General features: G+C 39.1%; 26 protein-coding genes and 1 pseudogene. 14 read left to right on the top strand and 13 right to left on the bottom strand.

Annotated elements, in window-relative coordinates; all coding sequences use genetic code 11:
• From AN391_RS07150 to AN391_RS07160, 3 genes and pseudogenes are all read left to right on the top strand, one after another.
• Nucleotides 1-587: pseudogene (locus AN391_RS07150) on the top strand (transposase); the annotation flags it as partial.
• A 448-nt stretch (nt 588-1,035) separates the two neighbouring features.
• Nucleotides 1,036-1,347 carry a hypothetical protein gene (locus AN391_RS07155; RefSeq protein ID WP_055014764.1) on the top strand — a complete coding sequence of 104 codons (312 nt, stop codon included), beginning with the start codon at nt 1,036-1,038 and terminating at the stop codon, nt 1,345-1,347.
• Nucleotides 1,348-1,442: 95 nt separating this feature from the next.
• A complete protein-coding gene (locus AN391_RS07160; protein ID WP_055014765.1) occupies nt 1,443-1,808 on the top strand; it encodes a hypothetical protein in 366 nt (121 codons plus the stop codon).
• A gap of 148 nt (nt 1,809-1,956) precedes the next feature.
• On the opposite strand, the gene AN391_RS07165 is transcribed toward AN391_RS07160, so the two are convergent.
• Nucleotides 1,957-2,985, bottom strand: coding sequence for a methionine synthase (locus AN391_RS07165; RefSeq protein ID WP_055014766.1), 1,029 nt, complete (start codon nt 2,983-2,985; stop codon nt 1,957-1,959).
• 29 nt (nt 2,986-3,014) lie between these two features.
• The gene (locus tag AN391_RS07170; protein WP_055014767.1) at nt 3,015-3,989 is read right to left on the bottom strand and encodes a DUF1852 domain-containing protein; all 975 of its coding nucleotides are present in this window, start codon (nt 3,987-3,989) and stop codon (nt 3,015-3,017) included.
• 557 nt (nt 3,990-4,546) lie between these two features.
• Between AN391_RS07170 and AN391_RS07175 the strand changes: the two genes are divergently transcribed.
• The 4 genes from AN391_RS07175 to AN391_RS07190 all read left to right on the top strand — a co-directional run bounded on the left by AN391_RS07175 (nt 4,547) and on the right by AN391_RS07190 (nt 7,265).
• Entirely contained in the window at nt 4,547-5,560 is a 1,014-nt protein-coding gene (locus tag AN391_RS07175) for a DUF5924 family protein (RefSeq protein WP_055014768.1), read from the top strand.
• Nucleotides 5,561-5,631: 71 nt separating this feature from the next.
• Entirely contained in the window at nt 5,632-5,868 is a 237-nt protein-coding gene (locus tag AN391_RS07180) for a hypothetical protein (protein ID WP_055014769.1), read from the top strand.
• A 17-nt stretch (nt 5,869-5,885) separates the two neighbouring features.
• Entirely contained in the window at nt 5,886-6,329 is a 444-nt protein-coding gene (locus tag AN391_RS07185) for a hypothetical protein (protein WP_055014770.1), read from the top strand.
• Nucleotides 6,330-6,359: 30 nt separating this feature from the next.
• Nucleotides 6,360-7,265, top strand: coding sequence for a cation diffusion facilitator family transporter (locus AN391_RS07190; protein ID WP_055014771.1), 906 nt, complete (start codon nt 6,360-6,362; stop codon nt 7,263-7,265).
• A 13-nt stretch (nt 7,266-7,278) separates the two neighbouring features.
• Here AN391_RS07190 and AN391_RS07195 read toward each other — a convergent pair whose 3' ends face one another.
• Nucleotides 7,279-8,478: an Nramp family divalent metal transporter gene (locus AN391_RS07195; protein ID WP_055014772.1), complete on the bottom strand. Its 1,200-nt coding sequence runs from the start codon at nt 8,476-8,478 to the stop codon at nt 7,279-7,281.
• A gap of 638 nt (nt 8,479-9,116) precedes the next feature.
• Between AN391_RS07195 and AN391_RS07200 the strand changes: the two genes are divergently transcribed.
• The gene (locus AN391_RS07200; RefSeq protein ID WP_055014773.1) at nt 9,117-9,776 is read left to right on the top strand and encodes an NADPH-dependent FMN reductase; all 660 of its coding nucleotides are present in this window, start codon (nt 9,117-9,119) and stop codon (nt 9,774-9,776) included.
• Between the two features lie 41 nt (nt 9,777-9,817).
• Here the strand turns inward: AN391_RS07200 and AN391_RS07205 are convergent, their stop codons facing one another.
• Nucleotides 9,818-11,833, bottom strand: a complete 2,016-nt coding sequence (locus tag AN391_RS07205) for a TonB-dependent receptor (protein ID WP_055014774.1) — start codon at nt 11,831-11,833, stop codon at nt 9,818-9,820.
• A gap of 234 nt (nt 11,834-12,067) precedes the next feature.
• On the opposite strand from AN391_RS07205, the gene AN391_RS07210 reads away from it, so the two are divergent.
• Nucleotides 12,068-13,885: a protein kinase domain-containing protein gene (locus AN391_RS07210; protein WP_055014872.1), complete on the top strand. Its 1,818-nt coding sequence runs from the start codon at nt 12,068-12,070 to the stop codon at nt 13,883-13,885.
• 48 nt (nt 13,886-13,933) lie between these two features.
• Here the strand turns inward: AN391_RS07210 and AN391_RS07215 are convergent, their stop codons facing one another.
• Together AN391_RS07215 and AN391_RS07220 are read right to left on the bottom strand one after the other, a co-directional pair.
• On the bottom strand, nt 13,934-14,458 hold the full coding sequence (locus AN391_RS07215) for a hypothetical protein (protein WP_082429307.1): 525 nt from the start codon (nt 14,456-14,458) through the stop codon (nt 13,934-13,936).
• A gap of 23 nt (nt 14,459-14,481) precedes the next feature.
• Nucleotides 14,482-15,471 (bottom strand): YHYH protein, encoded by a 990-nt coding sequence (locus AN391_RS07220; RefSeq protein WP_055014776.1) that lies wholly within the window; start codon nt 15,469-15,471, stop codon nt 14,482-14,484.
• A gap of 166 nt (nt 15,472-15,637) precedes the next feature.
• On the opposite strand from AN391_RS07220, the gene AN391_RS07225 reads away from it, so the two are divergent.
• Nucleotides 15,638-16,069, top strand: coding sequence for a DUF3859 domain-containing protein (locus AN391_RS07225; protein WP_055014777.1), 432 nt, complete (start codon nt 15,638-15,640; stop codon nt 16,067-16,069).
• 255 nt (nt 16,070-16,324) lie between these two features.
• On the opposite strand, the gene AN391_RS07230 is transcribed toward AN391_RS07225, so the two are convergent.
• The 3 genes from AN391_RS07230 to AN391_RS07240 form a co-directional block, all read right to left on the bottom strand.
• A complete protein-coding gene (locus AN391_RS07230) occupies nt 16,325-16,741 on the bottom strand; it encodes a VF530 family DNA-binding protein (RefSeq protein ID WP_055014778.1) in 417 nt (138 codons plus the stop codon).
• A gap of 73 nt (nt 16,742-16,814) precedes the next feature.
• Nucleotides 16,815-17,804, bottom strand: coding sequence for an MDR family oxidoreductase (locus AN391_RS07235; RefSeq protein WP_055014779.1), 990 nt, complete (start codon nt 17,802-17,804; stop codon nt 16,815-16,817).
• A 50-nt stretch (nt 17,805-17,854) separates the two neighbouring features.
• Nucleotides 17,855-18,487 carry a TetR/AcrR family transcriptional regulator gene (locus AN391_RS07240; protein WP_055014780.1) on the bottom strand — a complete coding sequence of 211 codons (633 nt, stop codon included), beginning with the start codon at nt 18,485-18,487 and terminating at the stop codon, nt 17,855-17,857.
• Nucleotides 18,488-18,927: 440 nt separating this feature from the next.
• Here AN391_RS07240 and rmf point away from each other — a divergent pair, with 440 nt between their 5' ends.
• On the top strand, nt 18,928-19,098 hold the full coding sequence (rmf, locus tag AN391_RS07245; protein ID WP_004586522.1) for a ribosome modulation factor: 171 nt from the start codon (nt 18,928-18,930) through the stop codon (nt 19,096-19,098).
• A 66-nt stretch (nt 19,099-19,164) separates the two neighbouring features.
• Here rmf and fabA read toward each other — a convergent pair whose 3' ends face one another.
• Nucleotides 19,165-19,680 carry a bifunctional 3-hydroxydecanoyl-ACP dehydratase/trans-2-decenoyl-ACP isomerase gene (fabA, locus tag AN391_RS07250; protein WP_004586523.1) on the bottom strand — a complete coding sequence of 172 codons (516 nt, stop codon included), beginning with the start codon at nt 19,678-19,680 and terminating at the stop codon, nt 19,165-19,167.
• A 205-nt stretch (nt 19,681-19,885) separates the two neighbouring features.
• On the opposite strand from fabA, the gene AN391_RS07255 reads away from it, so the two are divergent.
• Genes AN391_RS07255 through AN391_RS07265 form a run of 3 tightly spaced genes read left to right on the top strand, consistent with a single transcriptional unit; the run spans nt 19,886 to nt 21,994 of the window.
• Nucleotides 19,886-20,743: a 6-carboxytetrahydropterin synthase gene (locus tag AN391_RS07255; RefSeq protein WP_055014781.1), complete on the top strand. Its 858-nt coding sequence runs from the start codon at nt 19,886-19,888 to the stop codon at nt 20,741-20,743.
• The gene (locus AN391_RS07260; RefSeq protein ID WP_055014782.1) at nt 20,736-21,554 is read left to right on the top strand and encodes a M23 family metallopeptidase; all 819 of its coding nucleotides are present in this window, start codon (nt 20,736-20,738) and stop codon (nt 21,552-21,554) included. The genes AN391_RS07255 and AN391_RS07260 overlap by 8 nt, the downstream gene beginning before the upstream one ends.
• Nucleotides 21,555-21,559: 5 nt before the next feature.
• Nucleotides 21,560-21,994 carry an acyl-CoA thioesterase gene (locus tag AN391_RS07265; protein WP_055014783.1) on the top strand — a complete coding sequence of 145 codons (435 nt, stop codon included), beginning with the start codon at nt 21,560-21,562 and terminating at the stop codon, nt 21,992-21,994.
• Nucleotides 21,995-22,288: 294 nt separating this feature from the next.
• On the opposite strand, the gene AN391_RS07270 is transcribed toward AN391_RS07265, so the two are convergent.
• Genes AN391_RS07270 through AN391_RS07280 form a run of 3 tightly spaced genes read right to left on the bottom strand, consistent with a single transcriptional unit; the run spans nt 22,289 to nt 26,518 of the window.
• A complete protein-coding gene (locus tag AN391_RS07270; protein ID WP_055014784.1) occupies nt 22,289-23,611 on the bottom strand; it encodes a Na+/H+ antiporter family protein in 1,323 nt (440 codons plus the stop codon).
• 8 nt (nt 23,612-23,619) lie between these two features.
• A complete protein-coding gene (locus AN391_RS07275; protein WP_055014785.1) occupies nt 23,620-25,581 on the bottom strand; it encodes a DUF3488 and transglutaminase-like domain-containing protein in 1,962 nt (653 codons plus the stop codon).
• On the bottom strand, nt 25,574-26,518 hold the full coding sequence (locus AN391_RS07280) for a DUF58 domain-containing protein (RefSeq protein ID WP_055014873.1): 945 nt from the start codon (nt 26,516-26,518) through the stop codon (nt 25,574-25,576). The genes AN391_RS07275 and AN391_RS07280 overlap by 8 nt, the downstream gene beginning before the upstream one ends.

Here is a 26,518-nt window from a genome sequence, read left to right on the forward strand (position 1 = left end):
GAGAGCGCCTATCAAGTATCAGCTGGTTTATGCGGTTGTTAAATGAAAACATTGCTCGCAGAGCAAATAAAGAAGATAACTGCACAGGACGATTCTGGGAGGGAAGGTTCAAATCGCAAGCATTACTAGATGAAGCAGCACTTGCAGCCTGCATGGCCTATGTCGATTTAAATCCCATTAGAGCTAAAATAGCTAACAAACCAGAAGAGTCAGACCATACCAGTGTACAAAATCGCTTAACATGCGCGGCAGAAGGTAAACAACCTAAGCAGTTACTACGTTTTGCAGGTATGCCACGTCAGATTATGCCTAAAGGGCTGCCGTTTGAGCTTAAATCTTACCTTGAACTTGTTGAGTTAACAGGGCGAATAATACGAGAGGATAAACGGGGGCACATTGATAATATGAACCCTCCTCTGCTAGAAAGACTTAATATATCCCCCGAAAACTGGTTAAAACTCACTACGCAATTTACGCGCGTATTTCATGGTGCAGTAGGCAGACCCACTTCACAAGTAAGTTACTGTGAAAATTTAAAGCGCAAACGGCGTTCAAATATTAGCAACTGCGAAAAGCTACTCGCATAAATTAAAAATTACTCAGTAAAAATTAAAACTGCAATCTTGCAGTTATTTTCATGCGTGTAATTCAGGTTTGAGAATGCCACTGACTTATTTAATCGATGAAATGAAAATGACCAAGTAATAAAAAATTAATTCTGCACCCGAGGAGCATGTTTAGTGGCACAGTTCGGTTCGCTGATTTATATTGGGTGTCAAATTTAATAATTAGTTCGCTGATTTATATTGGGTGTCAAATTTAATAATTAGGTGTCAAATTTAATAATTATGAGATTTAATAATTATTCAAAACGCCATTTAAAACAATATCAAACACTTCAATCTTCTGTGTAAAAATACAGTAATCAATTGAACCAAAATAGGAACTCAGCTATGGTTTGTTAATCAATAAAAACAAATTTAATAACGAGTTAATCTACAGGCTCATCATATGCCTAAAAGGGAGTTTTAAACAATGAAGCTTTTTCTAATACCATTATCAATCGTTGTTCTTTGCTCTTGCGCTACAACATCAATTCCAGAAGCTACAAAAACGGAAATGGATAGTGATATAAAAAGATATCTTAATTATAGGAATCAGAAAGCTTATGCAGTTGCCGTGGAAAAAGACGGCGCATGGGTAAGTGGCTATGGGTATGGATATCCGAATCAAGAACTCGCCAACAAAAGAGCTTTACTAGAGTGCGAATTACAAAAACATTCTCGTAAAATTAGTGCAGACTGTTTTGTTCTTTATGAAGATGGACGTAGAAAAAACGGCATATAACAAAACGCTAAACACGTTCACTGGGACAGTAACGCAGCGGCTCTTCGCAATTATGCAGCTACGTCACTGCTCGTTAGCTTTACAAGGAAAATTTGGTGTTTGATAGGATAAAAGTAGCGATGTCAAAGGGGGTTTGGCACGCTTTGGCGGTAATCATAGTCATGCTATTAGCTGGGCCAGAAATAATGGTAAGTATTGAACTTATGGCCATGGTCGAAGTGCTTGGGGCTTCTACCTTTGTAGTGATGTATCTCTCAGGTATTAAGCTGTTTTTCTCAAAGGTGTGGGATAAATATAAAAATTTTGAAAAGCATTCTTTTTTCTTTTTCCCAACTTTTCCTGTTTTAAAAAAAATGCCATCACTGATAGTTCATTCTATTCCTGAGCGGACTGTAGTTATTGGACTTTTTACGTTTATTACTGTTGCAATGTCAATATTTTACATACAAATTTTAATTTAGTTTAGTAAAGCTAAGTAGCACTCTGAATCAACTTTGCTAAATATACGCTTGAGCTTATAAGCCCCTTAGTCGCTATATCCACTAGCGCGCTTATTTTTAAATAAGTGCGCTGGTTTTAATTACATAGCTGGTTTTAAAGTAAGCTTTACTACCCTAATAGCTCTTTTCTTACTATTTCAGCGCCTTTGCTCAATGCATTAAGCTTAGCGTTTGCAACTTCGCGCGAAAGTGGCGCCATGCCGCAGTTTGTGCAGGGGTAGAGTTTGTCGGCATCTACAAACTGCAGTGCTTTGCGTAAAGTAGCGGCTACTTCTTCGGGTGTTTCTATTTCATTGCTGGCAACATCAATAGCGCCTACCATTACTTTTTTACCACGAATGAGTTCGAGTAAATCCATAGGTACGTGCGAGTTATGACACTCAAGTGAGATAATATCAATATTTGATTGCTGTAATTTAGGAAAAGCTTCTTCGTACTGGCGCCATTCATTGCCCAATGTTTTTTTCCAATCGGTGTTAGCTTTAATGCCGTAGCCGTAACAAATATGCACTGCGGTTTCGCATTTTAACCCTTCAATTGCGCGCTCTAAACAGGCAATGCCCCAGTCGTTTACTTCATCAAAAAATACATTAAACGCGGGCTCATCAAATTGGATAATATCTACGCCTGCGGCTTCGAGTTCTTTGGCTTCTTGGTTGAGTATTTTAGCAAATTCCCACGCTAGTTTTTCGCGACTTTTGTAGTGGTCGTCATACAGTGTATCTATCATGGTCATGGGTCCGGGTAGTGCCCACTTTATAGGTTGGTTAGTTTGCGAGCGCAAAAACTTAGCATCTTCTACAAATACGGGTTTTTGGCGGCTAACAGGGCCCACTACGCTTGGTACACTTGCATCGTAACGGTCGCGTATTTTTACGGTTTTTCGTTTTTCAAAATCAACACCGTTAAGGTGCTCTATAAATGTAGTTACAAAATGTTGGCGTGTTTGCTCGCCATCGCTCACTATATCAATACCAGCGAGTTGTTGTGAGTGAAGCGCAATGCGCAAGGCGTCTTTTTTGCCTTCAATGAGTTCGTTGTTTTTAAGCTTCCACGGCGACCAAAGAGTTTCTGGCTCTGCAAGCCATAAGGGCTTTGGTAAACTGCCTGCGGTAGAGGTAGGTAATAATTTTTTCATAATAAGGGTGACCATTTATTAAAATAAGGTTAGACGTTTGCTGATGTAAATTGCTCAAGTACTGATTTATACGGTTTTATAAAATGCTCTTCAGCAAACTTGCCTTGTTCGGCGGCTAATTTACTGCGCTCATCTCTATCGTAAATAATCTGTGTGAGTGAATGGTCGGCATTTTTTAAATTAGGCTTAAAGGCATTACCTGCTTTGGCATTGGCGTTGTAAATTTCTGGACGATAAATTTTTTGAAACGTTTCCATGGTGCTAATAGTGCTTATTAGCTCAAGGTTGGTGTAATCGTTTAGTAAATCACCAACAAAAAACAATGCAAAAGGGGCTGTGCTATTCGCAGGCATAAAGTAACGCACCTGTAAGCCCATTTTTTTAAAGTATTGCTCTGTTAACGACGATTCGTTTGGTTGGTATTCAATGCCTAAAATAGGGTGCTCGTTAGCGGTGCGGTGATAGGTTTTGTTATCTGACACACTTAAGCAAATTACCGGTGGCTTTTTAAAGTGTTGTTTATAGGTGTTTGAACTTACAAACGACTGAAACAACTTGCCATGTAACTCCCCAAAATTATCAGGAATACTAAATTGCGGTTTATTTTTATTATGTTGTTGTAGTAACACGCTAAAGTCGTAGTCACGTACGTACGACGAAAAGTTATTACCAACAATACCTTCTATACGCTTATTTGTTTTGTTATCAATAATATTTGTTTTTAATATTTCTATAGAAGGAAAGCGTTGGCTGTTTTCATCTAAACCAATATCTACAGAAATAATCTCAAGCTCAAGGTTGTAGCGCTCACCGGTGGGGTTATCCCAATTAGCAAGGGTATTAAAGCGGTTGTTGATCATATTGAGCGCTTTTTTTAAGTTTTGTTGGCGGTGCTCGCCTCGTGCTAAGTTTGCAAAATTAGTGGTAATACGGGTGTTTTCAGCGGGGTGGTAGTTTTCATCAAGGCGCTGACTTTTAATATTAAATGTAATGTTTTTATTCATGGTGACTCTATCCATTTTGTATATTTAAAACCTGAGCCTTTGGTGTGCTCAAAAGATGGTTTTGTAATAAACAGGCTTAATGCTTATAAGCGCTGGCCGATGGATAATTTATACGCTGATCGGTGTTTTAATAAAAACGGTTTAATTTCACATAAAACATGAGTTTGATTCATTTATATAAATCAATGCTGTTACTGAGAGAGCATATCTCTGTGTTTGAGCGTGTAAAACAATTGTACAGCGTCTGATTTTTAGATGTTTAGACGTCTAGGTGGGTTTGTTGTGGTGAATTCATGTTGTGCATTAATAAAATTCAGGCATGGCCGTAACCCTTATTTTAATTAGGGCTTTGTATTACCGTTTTAAAAATTACTGTCATTTTTAAAGGCGTGTTATAGCCAGTTATTCATTATAATAGCGGTTAAATGGGGTTTGTTTTTAATACAACAACTAAAAGAATACCTGCAGGCATCTATGTGTTGTTCATCTACGCTTAGTTACACTGATTTAACTAACTTGATAATAATAAAGATCATTATGCACGGACGTTTAAATAAATGAATAAACTAAAAAATCTCATTACACAATTTATAGTGGCAATGCAAAAAAGACCTGGGTTATTGGCGGTATTGGCGTTTTGTTCAGGAGTTGCAAGCTATGTAATGGTTGATAGAAAAGAGTCGTTCTCGCAGGTTATTGCTATCGTTTTACTTATTAGCTGGTTTTGGTTGATTATCGATAATTGGCTACGCGATAAAGTAGAAGAGCGCTTTGGGGTGGCGGTATCTCCCAATGTAATGCGCTTTGCCCTGCAAATGGTGCAGCAAGAAAGCCTATTTTTTGCGTTACCGTTTTTTTTAGCGGTTACGCAGTGGGATCACCCACAAGCACTTTTTACATCGCTGATTGTTTTGTGTGCATTAATATCGGTAATAGATCCATTTTACTATAAAAAATTAGCTAAAAACCGCACACTATTCACAGTATTTCATAACTTTGCATTATTCGTGGTTTTACTTGTTACCTTGCCTATTTTATTAAACCTAACCACGAGCCAAAGTTTAGCCATTGCACTTGTAACCTCTGTGCTAATTACTTTACCTAGCTTAGCAAACTTAATGCCTGATGCGCGCTGGTGGCGTTTTCCTATTTTAGTTTTAATTTTATGCGCAATAAGTGCTGGAGTTTGGCAGCTTCGCAGTTTTGTACCGCCGGCAGCCTTGCGTTTAACCGATATTACCTTGGCACACAAGATAGATGTAGAGCATAAAAAACCGTTAGGCAGCATTGATACTCTTGATTTATATACACTCCATAGTGAAGGGCTGTACACGTGGACCGCAGTAAAAGCGCCACGAGGTTTAAATGAAAAGATATTTCATGTATGGATACACAATAAAAAAGAGATTGATAGAATTACGCTCAATATTAATGGTGGGCGAAAACAAGGCTACAGAGCATGGACGCATAAAGTAAATTTTCCGCATGACGCTCAAGGTAAATGGCAGGTAAAAGTGGTAACCGAGTCGGGGCAACTTATAGGGCTTACGAAATTTATTGTTACACCTTAAGGCTATAAATACACTGATAAACAAATTTAAATTTGATACGCTATTTTTAAGTTACTTAATGGATGAGTGTTATGAGCATTGCTTTAGATATTTTTATATGGCTAATGATAGAAACCATTTTAGGGTTTATTTTGTACTCTACCGGCTGTGCAATTTTAAACGTATTCACCTTTGGTAAGTTTAAAGCTGATATTAAAGATTATGTGAGCTTTAAGGCAAATAAAGCTAAAAATGTTTACCTAATATGTTTACTTGGTTTTAGCTTTTACGCAGCGTTAATTGGTTTTGTTGCTTATATAAGCCAATAACTTAGGTTTATAAGTATATGAAGTTTAATAAGCTATTGGTTATAGCGGGGCTTTTAAGTTTTATAGCGTCACTTTTACATATTGCCTGTATTTTTGGCGGCCCTGATTGGTATCGCTTTTTTGGTGCTGGCGAACACATGGCGCAGTTGGCTAAGCAGGGAAGTACGTATCCTACCTTTGTTACTTTAATTATATCAGCCATACTTGTTATATGGGGCTTGTATGCGCTCTCTGGCGCAGGTGTTATTTTAAAGCTGCCTTTATTAAAAACGGCTTTGGTATTAATCACTGCAATTTATTTAGTGCGCGGTATTGCAGGTTTAATCATTCCTTTTTTAACTACCAGCCAAATTATTCACCATAACTCTATGCAGTTTTGGATTATAAGCTCAGTTGTATGCAGTATTTATGGGCTGTTTTATTTATTAGGTACGCTTAAATATCTTCGCACACATACATAATTAATGTTATTTACTGATGTAAGGAGTCGTATGAGTCACGATCACAGCCATCATATTAGTCATTACAACCGTGCATTTGCTATCGGTGTTTTACTCAATCTTATCTTTGTATTAATAGAAGCAGGCTATGGTTTTTTTGCTAACTCCTTAGCGCTTTTAGCCGATGCAGGGCATAACCTTAGCGATGTTGTCAGTTTATTGCTCGCATGGGGCGCCAATGTGTTAGCTAATAAAGCGGCAACGAACAAACGTACCTTTGGTTATAAAAAATCTACCGTATTAGCATCGTTATTGAGCTCTGTTTTACTTATAGCTGCACTTATCAGCATAGCTTGGCAAGCAATTGAGCGTTTTAATAACCCTCAGCCGGTTACCGGCATGACGGTTATTGTGGTTTCGCTTATTGGTGTAGTTATTAACACATTAACTGCATTGTTGTTTGTACAAGGGCAAAAGCACGATTTAAATATTAGAGGTGCTTTTTTACATATGGCGGCCGATGCTGCGGTGTCTTTAGGTGTGGTTATTGCCGGCATTGTTATTTTATTTAAAAACTGGCAGTGGGTGGACCCTGTTGTAAGTTTGAGTATTGTAGTGATTGTGTTTATTGGCACATGGGGATTATTTAAAGACTCGCTCAATTACGCCACCGATGCCGTCCCTAAAAATATTAGTATAGAAAAACTAAAGCAGTATTTTTTAAGCATTGAGCATGTTGAAGGTGTGCATGATTTACATGTGTGGCCACTAAGTACCACAGAGTCTGCGCTTATTGTTCACCTAGTAACAGAGAACAACGCATTAAATAACGACTTTTTAATTGAAGTACAGCACCATTTACATGACCACTTTGATATTGAACATGCCACCATTCAGGTTGAAAGCAGCCAGGGGAGCGAAGGTTGTATGTTTAACCATGGGCATGCCCATGGTTAAACGTTGATTAGTTTTAAAAAATCAACCCTGATAGCTTGTAACAACTTAACGAAAAAATAAGTAGTAGCACGGGTAATATAACTACATTTAAAAGTGTTGAGTTGGTGTATTTGCCCATTACTGTTTTTTGGTTAACTAACCACACCAAATACGCGGTAATTATGGGCAGTAGTAATCCATTTGCAGCTTGTGCAAATATAATCACCGCAACAGGGTCAAGTCCCAATGAAGCCACAAAAGCACCAAAAGCTAAAATAGTAATGGCGACTGTTTTAAAACGGCTGTTACTCATTTCGCTTGACCAGCCAAGCATGCCACATACAGCATACGCGCCAGCTAGTGGGGCTGTTATTGCGCTGGTTAACCCTGCAGAAAATAAACCAATAGCAAAAAAGTAGTGCGCTGCTTCGCCAAGAAGAGGCTCAAGTTGTACGGCCATATTTGCTGCACTAATTTTACCGGCATCGGTCCCATAAAAGGCAACAGATGCGGTTGATAAAATGGCAAGGGTGATCACACCACCGAGCGTAATAGATAAACCTGTGTCTAAATTAGTTTGTTTAATAATAGTGTCTTTATCACTTTTAGAATGATCTTGCGCTGCTAAAACACCAGAGTGCAAAAATAAGTTATACGGCACTATGGTTGTGCCAATTAGGGCAAGTACTGTTGTAATTGAGCCACTTGGCATTGTAGGTATAAACCCAGTAAGTACCTGAGTAATGGGTGGCGCAGCCATAATTAATGCAGATATAAATACCAGGCTCATAAGGATCACCAGCAGTATTAATGCGTTTTCTACCACCTTGTGCTTACCACTGTATAAAAGAATGGCACTGCATATAGCAATTACGGGTGTCCATATTTGAGCACTTACCCCTGGGAAAATACCAACGAGCCCCATACTTGCACCACTGAGGTTTCCGGCTTCATAAGCAGCGCTGCCTACACCAATTGCACTTATTACTAAAAAGCTAGCAAGTGCTTTAAGATAAGGGGTTTTAATGTGAGCACGTAACGCTTGCGCTAAATCTTGCCCTGTTGCTACGCCTAATCGAGCAGCCATAGACTGCAACAAAATAGTGGCCATAACCGAAAAGAGTAATGTCCAAATTAATGCAAATCCAAAGTTTGCACCGGCAACACTTGCCGTGGTGATTGTTCCGGGGCCAATAAATGCAGCTGTTACAAGTAATCCTGGGCCAAATCGCATACTGTTACCTTAATATTTGCTTTTAAATTTAGAACAACGTTTTATTACGTTGAACCTAGATTGCTGCCACTATATGTGCCATGCAGCGAGAGCCCCACCTTGGCTAATTTTTATAACAGGGTTATCAAAAAGCCGCGTAGGATACCAACTTATAAATAGAATTAAAGTGCCAAATGTTTACTTGCTGGTAAATTACACAATACGCTTAAATTGTATTTATATTTCAGCAATGTGCATAATCTATCCTACCCATAGATTGTAATACGAGCAAATAACGGTACATTTAAAAGTGTGAGCTATTTGCTAACCCTGCCGGGTCTGTAGACTTTTCAAGGTTAAAATTGCAGGAACCTATTTGGTATTTAGGTAAGTGTTTGAGCAGGCTTCGAAATCTTTGCTCGGTTTTTATTTATTATTACATGAATATAAGTGATTAGAATAACTTAGCCGCAGTTATTTAGGGCAGTAGGTCTCGCATTTCACGCTGCGATTAACTAGCTCATAGTTTGAACTAATCTTAATCCGCAAAGGTCAACAAACTCCAATCAAAATATGTTGTTATTTAAATGATCCTTTTCTTTTGATCTAACAAGACTTAATCCATAAAGTGTAATAAGTTTTTAAATAAAGAGGCATCTATGAAATTTTTAGTTTTTTTAGGCACCATCAGAGATAGCACGCCACCCAAGCCAGCTCGGTTAGGTGAACGCGTGGCTAAGTCATGCCTTGAATGTTTAAACGAGCGTTACAGCGAGCACGAGTTTGAGCTTATAGACGCGCTCGATTTTCCTTCTGAGGATGTATTTAAGCCTCATTTTGCCTATGCAAAAAGCCAAGCTCCTGAACATTTAACAGCTTTAGCAGATAAAATTAGTCAAGCTGATGGCTATATAATGGTAAGCCCAGAGTACAATCATAGTATGAGCCCAGCATTAGCTGATTTATTAAATCATTTTGGTAGCTCGTTGTTTTCGTATAAGCCAAGCGCTATTGTAACTTATTCGGCAGGGCAATGGGGAGGGCTTAGGGCAGCAATTAGTTTACGCACTTTTTTATCTGAGCTTGGGTGTTTGCCGGTTTCAGCGATGATTCATGTACCTAAGGCGCAAGAGCAGCTAAATAACGATGGCTCAACGTGTGAGAGCGAAGATAAAAAATCGTGGTTTAATTATTATTCGCGTACTTTTAGCCAACTTATGTGGTGGGCACAGGCGTGCAGTCAGCAGACTAAACGTGTCGATCCTCACAGTATGCTTAAAAGCTTTAAGACAGATCCATCTGAGCGAAACGCACCTTAATGTTGTAATAAGGTGCGATTTATATACAGTACCTTGCTCAATTAAAACAATAAGTTAATTGATAAGCGGGCTGTGCGAGGTTCAATTGGATGAAAGTGGTTATCTTCAACACCTTGCGCAGGCTCGCCCGGTAGGCGCGAAGCGTAGTAGTAATCTATATCGTGATCGGTACTGTTAAATAAATTGAGTAGTTCTAGGTCGATTTTCCAGTGCGTTTGTTTATAGCTAATAGCACTATTGACTACCGTTAATGGGTTTGACCGTTTATCACCGTCATCCGTTAATGTACGTTTACCAATATGGCGTACTCTAATTGATGACTGCCATTGTTCACTTATATGCCAGTTTAAACCTGTACTTGCTACTACCGGCACAGCCCCTTCTATGTAGTTATTTTTATCATTAATATCTAAGCGAGAATGCGTAAACGAGGTTTCTAAATCAAGACTAAACCTATCGTTTAGCCAATAATAAGCACTTAGCTCTAACCCATAACGTTTAGATGCATCACTTGGCTCTGTATTACCGGCATCGCCCACAAATAATAGCTCTGAGTCGAGGGTTAACCACCAAAGTGCAGCCGATATATTATATTTTTTATCATCAGCAAAGCGTAATCCAATTTCAGCGCCTTCACTTTTTACTAATAGGTCGACTTGCTGTGCCGGTTCTTCTGTAATTGGGTCAATTGTAATTGTAGAGCCTCGTGCATCGTTAGAATGAAATGATTGACCCCAATTAGCATAGACAGCGAGCAAATCAGTGAAACGGTAATTTAAGTTTGCTTTAAAACTAATTAAATCATCGTTTGTTTTACCTGAGTTTACAGCAGTAATACTAGTAACGTTTGTGTCAAAATAGTCGTACCTTACACCCGCGGTAGCCTCAAATTTTGGGGTAAGCAAAAATTTAGACTCCCAATAGGTTGAGTAACTAGTTTGCTTGAGTGCGTCTTGCCTTACTGTACTGAGTCGTTTTCTGGCTTTTGTGTTATAAAGCCCTACGTTATCAATGTCATCGTGGCGAAGCTCAATCCCTGTAGTATGTTGCATGATTATAGCTTGTGTTTGCGTGTCGAACTGATAGCTTACATTAGTGCCATAAATAGTGCGGCTATCTTGCTGATTAAATTGATCGCCATTAATTGGATCATTTAAAAAGTAACTAAAATTAGAATACAGATTTAAATCGTAATTAATGATATAAGCGCTGGCTTTAACATGCTCACTTTGCCAGTTAGTTGATAAACTATAACGGCTAGAACTGCCAGCAAGGGTGGTATCTAGTGAGCCTAATTGATTTATTATACCTTGGGTTACAGCCCGCTTAGGAATTTGATCTGCTGAGTTCCATGCATTGTCATAAGCCATTGCACTTATTGAAAGCTCCCCATTTAACGCTTTACCAATATAGCGTAATAGGGCATTTTTTTTATTCACGTCTTCGTTTATTTTGTTCCATGGGCCGTCGTAACCTTGCCATTCAGCTGCTGCAATTAGTTTTCCTGTTGTAAGGTTTGTAGAGCCAAGTACTACAGCACGCTTATAATTATCCTCTCCTATGCTAAGCTCGATTTGTTGATGCTTTAAATTGTCAGCCAATTTAAACTGTGCACTCCCAGCACTTGAAAAGTCACCTTGTGACGCACTGTATGACCCTTTTTGATAATTTATAGTTGAAATAGCTTCTGGGATAATAAAATTAAGATCGGTATAACCTTGGCCGTGACCATGGCTTCGCATATTGATAGGCATGCCCTCAATGCTGGTGGCAAAATCAGTACCGTGATCGAGGTTAAATCCTCTAATAAAGTATTGATTCGCTTTTCCAGAGCCACTGTGCTGAGTGACTGTCATACCCGGTATAAGCTCTAACATTTCGGCGCTTCTGAGCATCGGGCGTTGCTGTATTTCACCTTGGCCAATAATGCCGCTCGAGGCACTTATAGAGTTACCAATTAATCCATCTCTATGCCCATACACTGTAATGGTTTCAATATTTGCGTAGCTAGGTGTGTAATAAAACGCGCTTATTGAAAGTATGACTACATTTTTCATGACTAAAATCCCTATGTATTGCTATCTATAATAAGCTGATAATTTAAATACGGCTTAGCAGGTTAATTGGATGCAGTATTTGTTAAGAAGGTGCATTAGTTGTTGTAAATGTAGTGTGTGATCTCGCCTATAAGCATAGGTAAAAAGAGCTATCGGGCTATTGTAATCTGCCTATATAACACTAATAATCATGTGGCTAACTCACTAATTAACGCAAACAACAAAGAGCCTGTATTGAAAGCCAAAGAAATTCGTAATTTTTATATAAACGAAGAGCAGTCTATTTATTTGCTCTCTCACAGGGATGCAAAAAAACATCGTCAATGGCTTAATATTTGTATTAAGCAATTGACCGCACTTGGCTATAAAAATGTTGAGATGATTGGCTCAGGCGCGTTTGGGTTTGTATTTGCTGGTACTGACGAAAATAATTTACCTTGGGTGTTTAAGTTCTCGCGTATTACGCTTGCCCAAAGTGTGCGCGACCGCCTAGAAGACGAAGCGTATATGCTCTCGCAAATTAATAACCCGCTCGTGCCAACCTTTTATGCGTTTGAGCGTATAAAAAAGCAAGGCATTTTAATGATGGCCCGCGCCATTGGTGAAGACCTTGAAAAAGTATCGCTAAAAAAAGGGCGTTTTAGTGCCCACCAAACTATGCAATTAGCGGTGCGGCTGCGTAATGTATTAATTGATCTTCGTAACCATAAAAATGGTTTAACCCCTCAACCTATAGTACATGGCGATATAAAACCTTCCAACTTGGTATGGGATGAGCAAAGCGATGCGCTGTCTTTAGTTGATTGGGGAAGCTCTGTTTACGCACAGGTTGATAGTAATGGCGAGCCTATAGCCAGTAATTTTATGGATTTAATGTCGGGCGATTTAAGCACTACTAATGCCAGAATGGGCGATGTGTATTTTATAGGTGATGCGCAAATGTCGGGTGAGCAGTCATCCCCGCGCTTTGACGAGCAAGGTGTTGCCTCAACGTTATATGCACTTGCCTCTGCTCAATCATGTCGTTTTGGTGCGCAGGCCATTCCTGCAAGCTCGCTTGGTTTACCCAAAGAGCTGGCTAATGTAATTGATGGCATGCTTTCTAAAAATAAAACCATACGTGATGGTGCAGGCGATTACTTTATGCGTAACATTACCAAAATGGCTAAGGCTTATCTGCCTGAGCTTAAAAAAGAGCAGCCGCGTCCTGCTATCCCGTATTGGTTTGGCAAAGGCGATAAGCCTGACACCGTAGTATATAGCTCACGCAAACAGTTTTTACGCCAGGCCGATCATAATCAGCAACTGCTTGATGTTAACGATGCGCAACTAGACCGCTATTATAAAGAGTTTTTGTTTGATACTGGGGATACCGAAAAAGCCTTTTTGGCTTCTATTAGCCGCTTAGCTAAATACCCAGTTGTGGGTGGATTGAGTTTTCATTGGAAAGATGAGTCGTTGTTTGTTGAGTCATCGCTTATTGTGCATGATGAAAGTTTAAAAGCAGCCTTTACCGATGCTATTAACAATACCGTGATGCTGGCTCAAGCAATTAATCAAAAAGGGCTATTTAAATGTTGTTTATTTGATGCGCGTAAAACGATTCAATTAGAGCGAGATGGAACAGGGGCGTTTAAGTTTGATAATCTTCCTGAGCTTGATTATGAAGTTGTCAGTATGAAAGCCAATGAAATTGCACGGCCACATTCTTATTTTGAAGACGGTAAAGACCCTGATGAGCAGCTGCAATTGCCTAAAAAGGTAATTAAATGCGTGTTTGAGTTAAACCAAATTCATCATACGGGGTGTATTATTTTTGAAGCCTTGCCTGATAGAATGAAAATACATCATTATTATCGCTTACTCGATGAAAGCAAAGAAGCAGAGTTTAAACGGTTACTTAATAAATTAATGCAGTATGCTGTGAATATTACTGATGTGGGGGTAGCAGGATTTATGAAGCTTCCTTATAAAAACACTCGCGAATTTTCGCTTTGCGAAAAACAACCAGATAATTTCTATCCTAAAAACCCGAAATTATTAGCACATTAAAAAGGGCAGCTTAATTGTAAGTTTGCCCTTGGCTACTTAATTGTTAGTTTAAAACACTGTGCTAAAGGGCGTACGCGGTGTTAAAGCAAACTGATGAGTCATTTTTTGTTGCTTGTTAGTGGCGGTAATGTGGTATTTATTTAAATCAGAACTTTGACTAAATAACCTAACGTTTAATTTCAGCTGCTTAGTTATAACTGGCACTGTATAGCGGCCTGTAATCGTTATGTGCTCAATATTATTAGCATCATCATGCGACACTTCAGGGTTTAATAATAAGCCTTCTAGGGAAAACTTATAAAGATGATCGTTTAAATAAATGCCTTGCTTTATGATTTTGCGGATTTGCTTTTTATGGGCGTTAAATTCATCCAAAGAGACTTTTTTGTTCAAATCGTCATCAAGGTTATTAAATGCCGAAATAGGCAACGAGAGAACTATAAAGGCATGATTATCAATCACGTTTAATGTTCCGTGTTGAGCCACCATTAAATGTGCATAAGCAACTGGAGCTATAACCATGTTAGCTACTAATATAAGCGCAACCAGTGCTTTTTTTTGTATATTCATCATACTCACTTTGCCTATAGTCTAATTTACAGTTCGCCTTTCACACAGCGCTGAAAAAACGGGTAAGTATCGGTTGCGTAGTAATGGTATATGCCTTGAGGGAATTCAGGGGTAACACCAAAGCGCCCGTTACACTCATCTAAATCGCCAGAGCCAGCTACATACTCCCAATCTTGTGCAAAAGTACCCAGAGGATAAATTTCGATAGAAGGGCGGTTATCGCTTACTGTACTAATATGCTGGTAGCTACCTGTCATCACTTTAAGCGGCGAACTGGCATCATCAGCGGTGCTATAGCCATAACGCGCATAAATAGGAAACCCGTCAGCCGCCCATGCAATTAAAGTCATTGTTGAGCTGTTGCCGCCTCTAAGGGTAACAAATCCCTCTGGCATGCCATGGTAATGATAGGTGCCATCGGGCTGGACATGTGCGTTGTTATCGTCTGTACCAAAACTAAAAGTATCTTGGCTTAGAGCTTCAATACTCCAGTTGCCACTGTTATCGCCAAGCGAGCAGTTATCGCCAGAATCATCGCAGCTGCCGCCTGTACCAGCATCAATTTTAACGCCATTTAGTACTATGCCTAATACGCCACGAGGGCCGCCCATTAAGGTTGTGGTATCGCTTTGTATAGGCGTTAGCGTAAAGCTTTCACTCACAGTTTGTTCAGAAATGGTGTTTGGATTATCGGGGTTAGGGAACGTGCCTACATCATGATCTGGAATGCCATTAGCGACCACATCGCGTGTTGTCCCTGTGCATGCCCAATCAGCAGAGCTGGTGGTTTGCACTGATGTAGAGTCGTTGTATTCATTGTAAGTGTAATCACATAGCACTTGCTCGGTAGAGCTGCTACCTGTTGCTGTTGTACTGTTACTGCTTGAAGGTGTACTTTCATCGGTGGCGGTTTTTAGGCTTTGCTCATCACTACCACATGCAACAATAGAGCAAATTGCTGCGCTTAATAACGAAATTTTTAATAGTTTAATTTTATTAGGTAGTGAGTGATTCATTGTACACAGCCAATTAAGTACTAATTGACGCTATTTTTAATCTTAAATGTGCAAGCAATGTGCAAAAATACAACAACATTGAGTATGTATGTTAATGGATGATTTTACTTAAGATGTAAGTATTATAAAATCAGTGTTTTAACAGCCCAAAATAAAGAATGGTGTAATGGCAAAATCAAAACCTGAGGTGTCAATTCAAAGCTTCGGCATTTATTCTACATGGGATAGTAAAAGTAAGACGCTGCCACAAATTGAGCAATTTACAACCAATGTTATTGCTAAGCTTGATGTTGAATTTGGTTTAATAATTAATATCAAAAAAGCCAAAGGGGAAAAACTCCACTTTTGTATTTATCACCCTGATATACCAGACAACAATGGTGAAATAATGCCGCCCTTTGCAGGCGTTGAATACATTAAAGAGAATGACTGGCAGTTTTATTTAGGGGATACGCTGTGGGAGCCTATTGAAAATAAATTAGGTGATTGGCGGATGACACTTACCCTGAACAATAAAATTATTGCTGATAAAACATTTAAAGTTGCGCTTGAAGAGCAAGGCTCAGTTAATGACTTTTGGCGCAAACGCGGTTACTAAGCCCTTATATTGCAGCGCTAAAAAAAGCCAATATACATTGGCTTTAAAAATATAACTTAACCTGAACTCTGGTTTAGAGATACACCAACATAATGTATCATGATGATCTTTAAGCTTAATTCTCTAGCCAGCGGTTTTCGGTGAAAACAAGGCGAATTTACGCGTCAATAGCTAGCCTATTGCAAGTAAATTCAACGCTGTTAGCGCTGAAAATAGCTGCTAGAGATAGATGTATTATCTAGAGTTGAGGTTAACTTAGTTACCCCACGGGTTACTAGCGTTTGAGCGTTGCTTTCGTGCTCTGGCGCGTTGTTTAGTGGCCTTTTTTTCCATAATTCGCTTTGCATCACTAAAGCTTAGTTCGCACGGCTCCCCCGGTTTATGATCCGCAGGAATAACTCTATCTCGTGGCGGTAATTGGTATTGTACATCGTCGGGCTTAGGCAAGTTTTTAAGACGGTATAGGTAAAAGTTATCTACCTTTTCTTGTGCCCATTGTGTTTTACGTAAAAATTTAACCGCCGATTTTATATCTGGATTGTTTTTAAAACAGTTTAATTGCAAATAAGCGTGCAGTAGCTCCCACCCATATTGCTCAACCAGTTCTTCAACCACTTGCTCTAATTTTACGCCTTGCAGTGGGTTATTACTGTAAAGATCTTGGTTGCTCATAGGTGTTGCCTCATTAATAAAAATACAAATGTCATTATAAATTTAATAACGAGGCTTTAATAGATAAAATTGCTTAACTTTGGCAATTAACAACGACACGGCCGCGAATTTTACCGTCCATAAGTTGCTCGGCATTTTCAATGACTTGCTCAAGTGTAATGTCGGTCGAGATTTTATCAAGGTAATCTGCTTTTACTAAGCTTGCTAGTCTGTCCCATGCTTCGATTCTGTCTTTTTTAGGGCGCATAACACTGTCTATCCCAATTAATGACACACCACGCAAAATAAAGGGCGCTACTGAGGCGGGTAAATCCATCCCTTGGGCTAAACCACAGGCAGTAACTACCCCTCCATATTTAAGTGATGCACAAATATTGGCAAGCGTATGGCTGCCTACCGAATCTATAGCGCCAGCAAAACGTTCTTTTTGAAGTGGCTTACCTGGGATTGAAAGCTCATCGCGGCTAATAATTTGTGATGCACCCAGCTCCTTTAAGTAATCGCTTTGTTCCATTCTCCCTGTTGCAGCGGTTACGTTATAGCCCAGCTGATTTAATAAATAAATGGCAAAGCTGCCAACACCACCGTTTGCGCCGGTCACTAATATTTCACCATCACTTGGTGTAATACCTTGTTTTTCAAGGGCAATAACACTGAGCATTGCTGTGTAACCCGCAGTGCCAATTTGCATTGCTTGTTTTGGCGAAAGCGCTGCAGGGAGGGGGATTAACCAGTCACTATTAAGCGATGCCTTTTGTGCAAGGCCGCCCCAGTGTTTTTCGCCTACACCATAGCCATTTAAAATTACATTATCGCCAACACTAAATTCATCCGTACTTGTTCCACTTACTGTACCCACCAAATCTATGCCGGGCACCATAGGAAAGCTACGCACGACAGGGCCTTTACCTGTAATGGCTAGCCCATCTTTGTAATTGAGCGTGCTATAAAGTACATCAAGTTGCACGTTTTGATCTGGTAGGTCACCTTGCTGCACTTCACTAAGCGCGGCAGCGTAGTTTTCGTCTTTCGTAATTACAATAGCTTTAATTGGGTTACTCATAACATATCCTTTTAGACCGAACGGTTTTTAATGGTTAAATAAAATGCGCATTAGGTGAGTAATGCGCGTAAAAACATTTCTGTATACAGCGTAAGGGGCTTGCTTGATTGGGTTAATTTAGCGCGCATAACAGCGCCTTCCCAGCCAATCCAAAAATATTCACTCATAAGCTTTGTATTAACAGATTTAGCAAGTGTGCCTTGTTGTTGTGCTTCATTTAAACACTGCTCAACTTGCTGCTGCCATGCTACATAGCTTTGTAATAAGCGGGTTTTAAACTCATCACTTAAATGGTTGAGCTCTTGATTTAAGTTTCCGACTAAACAACCGCGTTTGTACTGATATTTTTGCATGCCCATTATGGCACTTTGCGTAAAGTGTATTAAACGTTCAAGGGGCGGGGTGCTGCTATCGGTTAAGTATTTTTTAAGCTTAGTGATAAAGTATTCGTCGTAGGCATTTACTAAAGCAATACCAAACGCCTCTTTACTTTTAAAGTAATGATAAAACGAGCCTTTAGGCACACCGGCTTTTTTTAAAATGGTATCAAGGCCAGTTGCGCTAAAACCAAATTCAGTTAAGGTTTCTAGGCCAACCCTAATAAGGTGCGCTTTCGTATCAGCATTTTCGCGAGGTGTTTTAGGGGGCCTTCCACGCCGTGCAGGTGCCTGAGCTGTATTCATTATTAGTAACCCCTAATTAGTCTTTTTAGTGTTAACCCATATTAGACCGATCGTCTTTAATTAATCAAGCACTAATACCAGTTGTTCAAAAATAAATCATTTAAACTGTTTTTTATTCAAAATTAAGATTGCAATAAAATTGTCATGATTACATTATTGTAGGGAACTAAGCCAAAAATGGTGTGTCCGACATTAAGCACATAAGTGCATTTAAGCGGTTAGATAGCCGTATTGTAAATTAAATAAGCAGTAAGAAATTAAGTGGTATGACCACTGTGTTTTTATAAATGTTAAATTATTTTTGCATCAGCAGGTTAGTTAATGTCAAACAAATTAATTAATTTTGCTATTTGAATTTAACATTTTTATTAACTATTCATTAAATGTAGATTTCACTAATGCTACAAAATTTATAATTAAAAAAGGTGAGGATATTACCGATGAAGAGACAAAAAAGAGATCGTTTAGAAAGAGCTCATTCTCAAGGTTTTAAAGCAGGTTTGGCTGGGCGCTCTAAAGAGCTATGCCCTTATCAGCAAATCGATCCTAAGTCTGAATGGTTAGGCGGTTGGCGTGAAGCAATTGAAAACCGAAACATGTATAAAACCTAATTCATCACAAAAGAATTAAAGTAAAAAGGCCTCCATATGGAGGCCTTTTTGCATAAATATATAATATTAAAATGCGCTCGTATCTTGAAATAAGCCCACTTTTAGATCTTTTGCTTCGTAAATAACGCGGCCGTCTACTTCAACTGTGCCATCAGCCATGCCCATAAATAATTTACGCTTGATTACACGTTTCATATCAAGGCGGTACGTTACTTTTTTAGCTGTAGGTAAAATTTGGCCGGTAAATTTAACTTCACCTACACCAAGCGCGCGGCCTAAACCAGGGCCACCAGACCAGCCTAAGAAAAAGCCAACCAGTTGCCACATAGCATCTAGGCCTAAGCAGCCTGGCATAACTGGGTCGCCTTTAAAGTGGCAGTCAAAAAACCAAAGGCTTGGGTCAATATCAAGCTCAGCTACAATTTGGCCTTTACCGTGCTCGCCGCCATCAGCAGTGATTGAAGTAATACGGTCCATCATTAACATGTTGTCGCTTGGTAAACGGCAGTTACCTTCACCAAACATTTCACCTTGACCACATAGGATCAAATCTTCTTTTGTATAGCTATTTTTAGGTTCCATAACACTTATCTTCGCTTAGAAATTGCCAAGTACTTTAGCGTACACTTGTACGCCAAACAACTCGGAGCAGTTGAAAAAAGACACTTTTTTGCGTGATTTATCGCCAATCAGTAGTGGCGACGGCTTTTTAGACTATAAAACCGCGCAATTACAATCAGAAATCATTATAATTACCCCTGACTTATAACCAGTTTAAAGGAAGTTTATGATCCTTTTTGTTAACTCACTAACAGTGATTGATTTTTCTTACTTATGTAACAAACGCGGCGCCGTTGGCGAGAGCTGGATTGTTGACTTAACGTTGCATGGCAAGCTAAACGAAGAGTCTATGGTGTTAGACTTTGGCTTAGTTAAAAAGCAAATTAAAGGCATAATTGACGATTGTTTAGACCACAAACTAGCCATTGCTAAAGGTTTAAATGGCACGGTACAAGAATTTGATACTTACAAAACGCTCGATTGTACATTTGGTGATAACCACCATTTAGCTATGAGTGCTCCGCATCAAGCTTATTGCATGATAGATGCGCCAGAAATTAGTGTTGAATCAGTCACTGAATTTTTAATCGACACTATTTTACCTAAACTACCAAGTAATATTGAAAAAATTGAATTGTCGCTAAAACCAGAGCACAGCCAAAGCTTTTATTATCACTACAGTCATGGCCTTAAAAAGCATGATGGTAACTGTCAGCGCATTATTCATGGCCATCGCTCGCAAATAGGTATTAGTTTAGATGGTATGTCTATGCCTCGCTTACAAAAGCAATGGGCTGAAAAATGGCAAGATATTTACTTAGCCACACGTGAAGACCAAATCGCTGCAAGCGAACTTAAACACATTAGTGCTAAAGGCGATGATGTGTGTTTTGCTTACACCGCAGCGCAAGGCTATTTTGAAATGGCTATTAGTGAATCTCGTTGTGACATTTTACCCGTAGATACAACGGTAGAATGTATTGCTCACCACCTAGCAGAGCAAGTAAAGGCAGAATACCCAGACAAAGACGTAAAAATTACCGCTTATGAAGGTGTAGGAAAGGGATCGATTAGTTATGCTTAAAACTCTTTTAGCAACAGCGCTTGTAACCACAACTAGCTTTAGTGCATTAGCGCTTGAGCTAAAAGGGCACCTCACTCAAGGCGGCTTAGTGACAGGCAAGCTTGAAAATGTAAAAACCGTGTCGTTAGATGGTAAAACATTAAAGTTAACTCAAAATGGGGATTTTGTATTCGGTTTTGGTCGCGATGCTGAATCAAAGCACACTCTTGAGTGGGTAGATAGAAACGGTAAAACACACACGCAAGATTTAATGATCACTAAACGTGATTATAAAATTGATAAAATTACCGGTGTGGCAAAAAAATATGTGTCGCCCCCTAAAGAAGTAAGCGCACGTATTAGCCGTGAAGCGCAAGCAATACGTAAAGCGCGCGCTGTTAACTCTGATTTAGAATATTTTTTAGATCCTGTACTTAAGCCTGCTCAGGGTCGTATATCGGGTGTTTATGGCAGTCAGCGCTATTTTAATGGCGAACCACGACGCCCACATTTTGGTTTAGACATTGCTAATAAAACCGGTTCACCTGTATATGCGCCTATTAGCGGCACCGTTGTGTTTGCTGATCCCGACTTATATTACTCAGGTGGCACACTTATTATAGACCATGGGCATGGCGTTACTTCAACCTATATACATTTAAGTAAGTTGGACGTAAAAGTAGGCGATACTATCACTCAAGGCGATAAGGTTGCTGAAATAGGTGCAACAGGGCGTGTAACAGGCCCACACCTAGATTGGCGTTTTAACTGGGAAGGCGAGCGCCTAGACCCAGCATTATTGATGCAAGATAAACTTGCTAATAAAAAGTAGAGACTATGACAGAAACAAACCGTGATGCAATTATTGCAAAGCGTATTAAAGACTCAACCACCTCGGTTACTAAAACTGTGTTTCCTGGGCGTACTAACCATCACAATACATTATTTGGTGGGGATGCTTTAGCATGGATGGACGAAGTAGCTTTTATTGCTGCTACTCGTTTTTGCCGTAAGCCCTTAGTGACTATTTCATCAGATAGGGTTGATTTTAAAGAAGCAATTCCAGTAGGTTCTTTTGCTGAACTTATTGCTAAAGTTGTTCACGTGGGTAATACCTCTTTAAAGGTAGATGTGGATATATGCATTGAAACTATGCATAAAGATGATAAACACTCTGCTATTTCAGGTAGTTTTACATTTGTAGCCGTTGACGATGACCACAGACCCACACCGGTTGTGTGCGATAAAATGATTTATGGCTTTGATAAGTAGAGCATCGGATAATATACCAATCTCTAAAAGCTATTTTCAGCGTTAACTGTGTTGAATTTACCTACAAGAAACAAGCTATAGATGCGTAAATTCGCAATTAAATAAGCACCTAATTAAGGTGCTTATTTAATTGCAGTAAAAGAACACATCATACTAAATTCAATGTATAACCAATCATAGCAACTATAAAAATATATAAATTTAATATTCACAATAGAGGGGGGATATAAAAAAGGCATGAAATACATGCCTTAAAAATAATGAACTATCCAACAAACCATAAGTGCAAAAGTATTAAAGCACCATAGCCGCAATCCAACCAAATATAAGTAGAGGAATATTAAAATGTATAAAGGTTGGGATTACAGAGTCTCTTATATGGTCATGTTGGCCATCGGCATTTAAACCCGAGGTTGGCCCAAGTGTAGAGTCAGAGGCAGGGGAGCCCGCATCACCTAATGCACCGGCTGTGCCTACTAAAGCTGCGGTTGCCATAACCGAGAAACCTAAATCTAAACACAAAGGCACAAATAAGGTAGCAATAATGGGCACTGTAGAAAACGAACTACCAATCCCCATTGTTATCAATAATCCCACTAACAAAATAGCTGCTGCAGCAAGGGGCTTATTGCCATCAAATAACGCAGCGCCACTGTGTACTAAACTTGCTACATCACCAGTTGCTTTCATTACTGAAGCAAATCCTTGGGCTGAAATCATAATAAAACCAATCATCGCCATCATGGCGACTCCTTTACTAAATACGTCGCCGTTTTCTTCCCACTTAACAACGCCAAATACACTAAATATCATTACACCTACAAGGCCGCCCAATATCATTGAGCCACTTAGGTTTTGAGCAACTAATGATGAAATCACAGCAAATAAACCGACTATTATCACTTTTTTCGGTTTCTCAATGTCGGTAGCTTTACTTTGTGTTGTTAACGGTTGCGCATTGTAGTCACGGCGCTTAACGTAACTTATAAACACCGCAATAATTAAACCAATTAACATACCACAGGCAGGAATAATCATTGCCATAGGCACTTGTGTGTTTACAATTTCTAGGCCGTTATCAACTAAGTTTTTATGCAAAATAGAATATAAGTAAATGCCACCAAATCCATAAGGCAATACCATGTAAGATGTAGCTAAACCAAACGTTAATATACAGGCAATGGCACGGCGGTCCAGGCGTAGTTGATTAAATACAACGAGTAAAGGGGGTATTAAAATAGGGATAAAGGCAATGTGCACAGGCACTAGATTTTGAGAAGAAACAGCAAAGGCTAATATAATTAATAAAATAAAATAGCTTAAAAAGGTTTCGCTACCTGCACCTTGTGCATTCACTTTGTTTAATAGCTTTTCGGCAAGGATACGGGTTAATCCCGATTTTGAAATAGCCACTGCAAAGGCGCCTAACATTGCGTAACTTAAAGCAATTTCAGCGCCGGCAGATAGGCCAGAATTAAATGCATCAACACTTTCTTTTATCCCTAAACCCGCTGTTAAACCGGCTACAAGTGCACTAATTATCATAGCTACAATGACATTTACACGGGCTAAGGAGAGCCCAAGCATTAAAATAACGCCTATAACAACCGCATTCATAGTTTTCTCTATTTTGAAGATTTAATTAATTTTATCAGATCTTTAGCCTGATTTTTACGTTCTTTAGTAAAAGGTTTTTTAGCATATCGCACTTGATTAAATAAATAGCTAAATTCGATTAAAGGTGCGGCCGCCACAGGGCTTTGCTCTGCAAAGTATATTAGCTGCTGATTAGGAGAATAGTGACTAGGCGCCGTTATGTTGTTTTTATTTGCCCAGAGCTTAATGGCTTCAAATTCTGCAACTAACGGCGGGCGCTTACTTTTGTTGCGTGGCCAATTTAAATAAATAAAATAAGCAGCAAAGCTAAAAGCAAGCCCTAAAATAACTGCTAAAGGTACCAACCAAAGGTGTTTACTACCAAAAAGTGATTTTAAAAAGTTACTTTGTTTTTCTTCGTCAAAACCAAGTACCCAGCTAGTCCATTGGTAATCAAGGGTTTCTAGTTTTAGCCTTAACCAATTAACGGCTGCAAAGTTACTTAAGCTCACTAAGCCAAAATCAAGGTTACTTTTAAATTCGTCATTTAGTTCTTCGTTTTGCGAAAGTGAACCATTTAAACGCTCGGGAGCAACCACCGCTGTGGCATCGAAAATTTGCCACTGATTATTAATATACACTTCAACCCAGGCGTGGGCATCGTATTGGCGAACCGATAAATAATTATTTGATTGATTTTTTTCACCACCTAAATAACCGCTGGCCAAGCGTGCGGGAATACCGGCGCTTCTAAAAATATACGCTGCTGCACTGGCGTAATGGCCGCAAAAGCCGCGCTTTTTATCAAATAAAAATTGATCAATAGTGCTGTCACCGGTCATTGGCTCAGGGGTTAACGTGTAGCTAAATTCTTGTTTAGCAAAGTAGCTAAGCAATGCATTATAAAAGTCACTTTGCGAGGTTGTTGATTGTTTAAGTGTGGCTGCAAGCTTGGCTGCTTGTTGGTTTGTTTGGTTATTTAAGCGTGTGTAATAAGCGGTTTGCCAATTTGAAAGTTGCTCACTACTCAGTGCTGCACTTGATACCTGATACTGCAAGCTTTTAGCTTGATATTGCTTTTTTCGTAACAGCCCTAATGCATTACTTTCAACATTTTTATTATTACTGGTTGCGTAATTAAGCCCATATAGCCACTTTTGATTAGCAGGCTCGGCAATAATAGTGTAGGTATTTTGTACCAATATTTGTTCATTGTGATCCGCGCTTTGATTATTATATTTTAATAAATCAGATGTTTTCCACGCTTTACCATCAAAGGTGTCGTGCACAAGTGCGCGCCAATAATAAGGCGAGGCAGGCGTTTTATTATCAAAGCGGGCTCTAAAAACCAGTTCATCAGAATTAGACAACTTTGCAATGTCAAACGGGTCTACCTGTTCAGAGAGGCCTGTTTTAGCAAGCTTTGGCCCAGGTAATTGCCAAAAAGCGGGCATTTTAGGTAAAAACAACAACAAAAATATAGCTAAGGGCAAAGCAATAAATAACAGCTTAGCACTTTGTTTAGAGGCTAATTTTAAACTATGAGAAGATTCGATTAAGCTCAATACCGTAAAGTTGAGTAAAAATAGGGCGCTCATAGTTAAGGTGGTTATTATGCTTTGGTTAAACAAATACGCCGATGAAATAGAAAAAAACGTAAGTGTAACAATAATATGGTAATGCTTTTTCGTTTTAGCCTGCAGTAGTTTAAAAATACTAGAGAGCAATAACATAGCAACAAACAATATTACTGTATCGCCTATACCTAGGGTGTAAATCATTAATATTAAAGCTAATCCAGCCAAAATATTTGCAAGCCACGCGTTAGGTTTAGGGGTGTTAGTCAGTGTTAAGTACACGTTCCACAGGCATAACAACGATAAAACCCCAATAAATAGTATGGGCATATGCGATAAATAAAACGCAAACAAACAGGCATAGATAAAGCTCATTGCTAAATTTATTGCCCGGTAATTTAATAGCTCAGCCATTAATTGCTCCGCCGTATTCGCTCAGAAGTGCTAAACATTGTGATTTGTCGTGCGTGTCATTGGTTGCTTTGTAACTTGCTGAGGGCAAAATGAGAGTAAACGGTGTGTTGTTTTCGCATGCATTGCACACTAAAAAGCAAAGCTGACTCAAGCGTTGCTCGGTATTACCCGTTAGCTGGTTAAAATCAAAAACAATATCGGACTTTTTATAATCACTAAATTCTTTTACGAGTAACTGTTGTGATTTAGCGTAATGCTTCCATGAAATTCGCTGCAGTCCCATTTCTGGTAAATGCGTAATTAGCTCATCAAACTCTTCGCTGCCGCTCTGTTTAATACTGCCTGTTTGCGTTGTATGTTCAAACGTATTGTTGTAAGTGTCGTTTAATACATGCTCTGGCGCAGGGTAAACGTAAACAGAGTCATTAGGTTGTATATAACTCCACACGCTTACCAGCCCAAATGGGTAATTACTATGTATTTTAAAACGCTTGAGGGGATATTTACCGCGGGTATTATAGGGTAGGTTAATAATTAACGAGCTGTCATTGGGCGTAACTTGCGCTAAGTGCTTTGCGTATTTTGAATCACTTGAGTAGCTAAGCGATACTGATTGCGTAAGTGTTGGGGCTTTTAAAATAAATTTAACCGATCCTTTATTTGGTGAGAAGCTGGCAACGCTTTTTATATATTCAACCTTTAGCCCTTTGGCATTTGTATAACCAAGCAGTACGGCAATAATCATCACCACAAACATTAAATAAGCCATCACCAAAATTAAGTTATTTTGATAATTAATCCCCATAACAAAATTTAAAATAGCGACAATAATAAAGTAAAAGCCGAGCTGCGAGGGCAACACATAAATATTGTTATGAGCCAGCGTAATGGATTGCTTTGAATGCTTGTTTTTAAGTAGTTTATTAAGTAAACGCAT

The organism is Pseudoalteromonas sp. P1-13-1a, from assembly GCF_001401875.1.
In the GTDB taxonomy this organism is placed as follows: domain Bacteria; phylum Pseudomonadota; class Gammaproteobacteria; order Enterobacterales; family Alteromonadaceae; genus Pseudoalteromonas.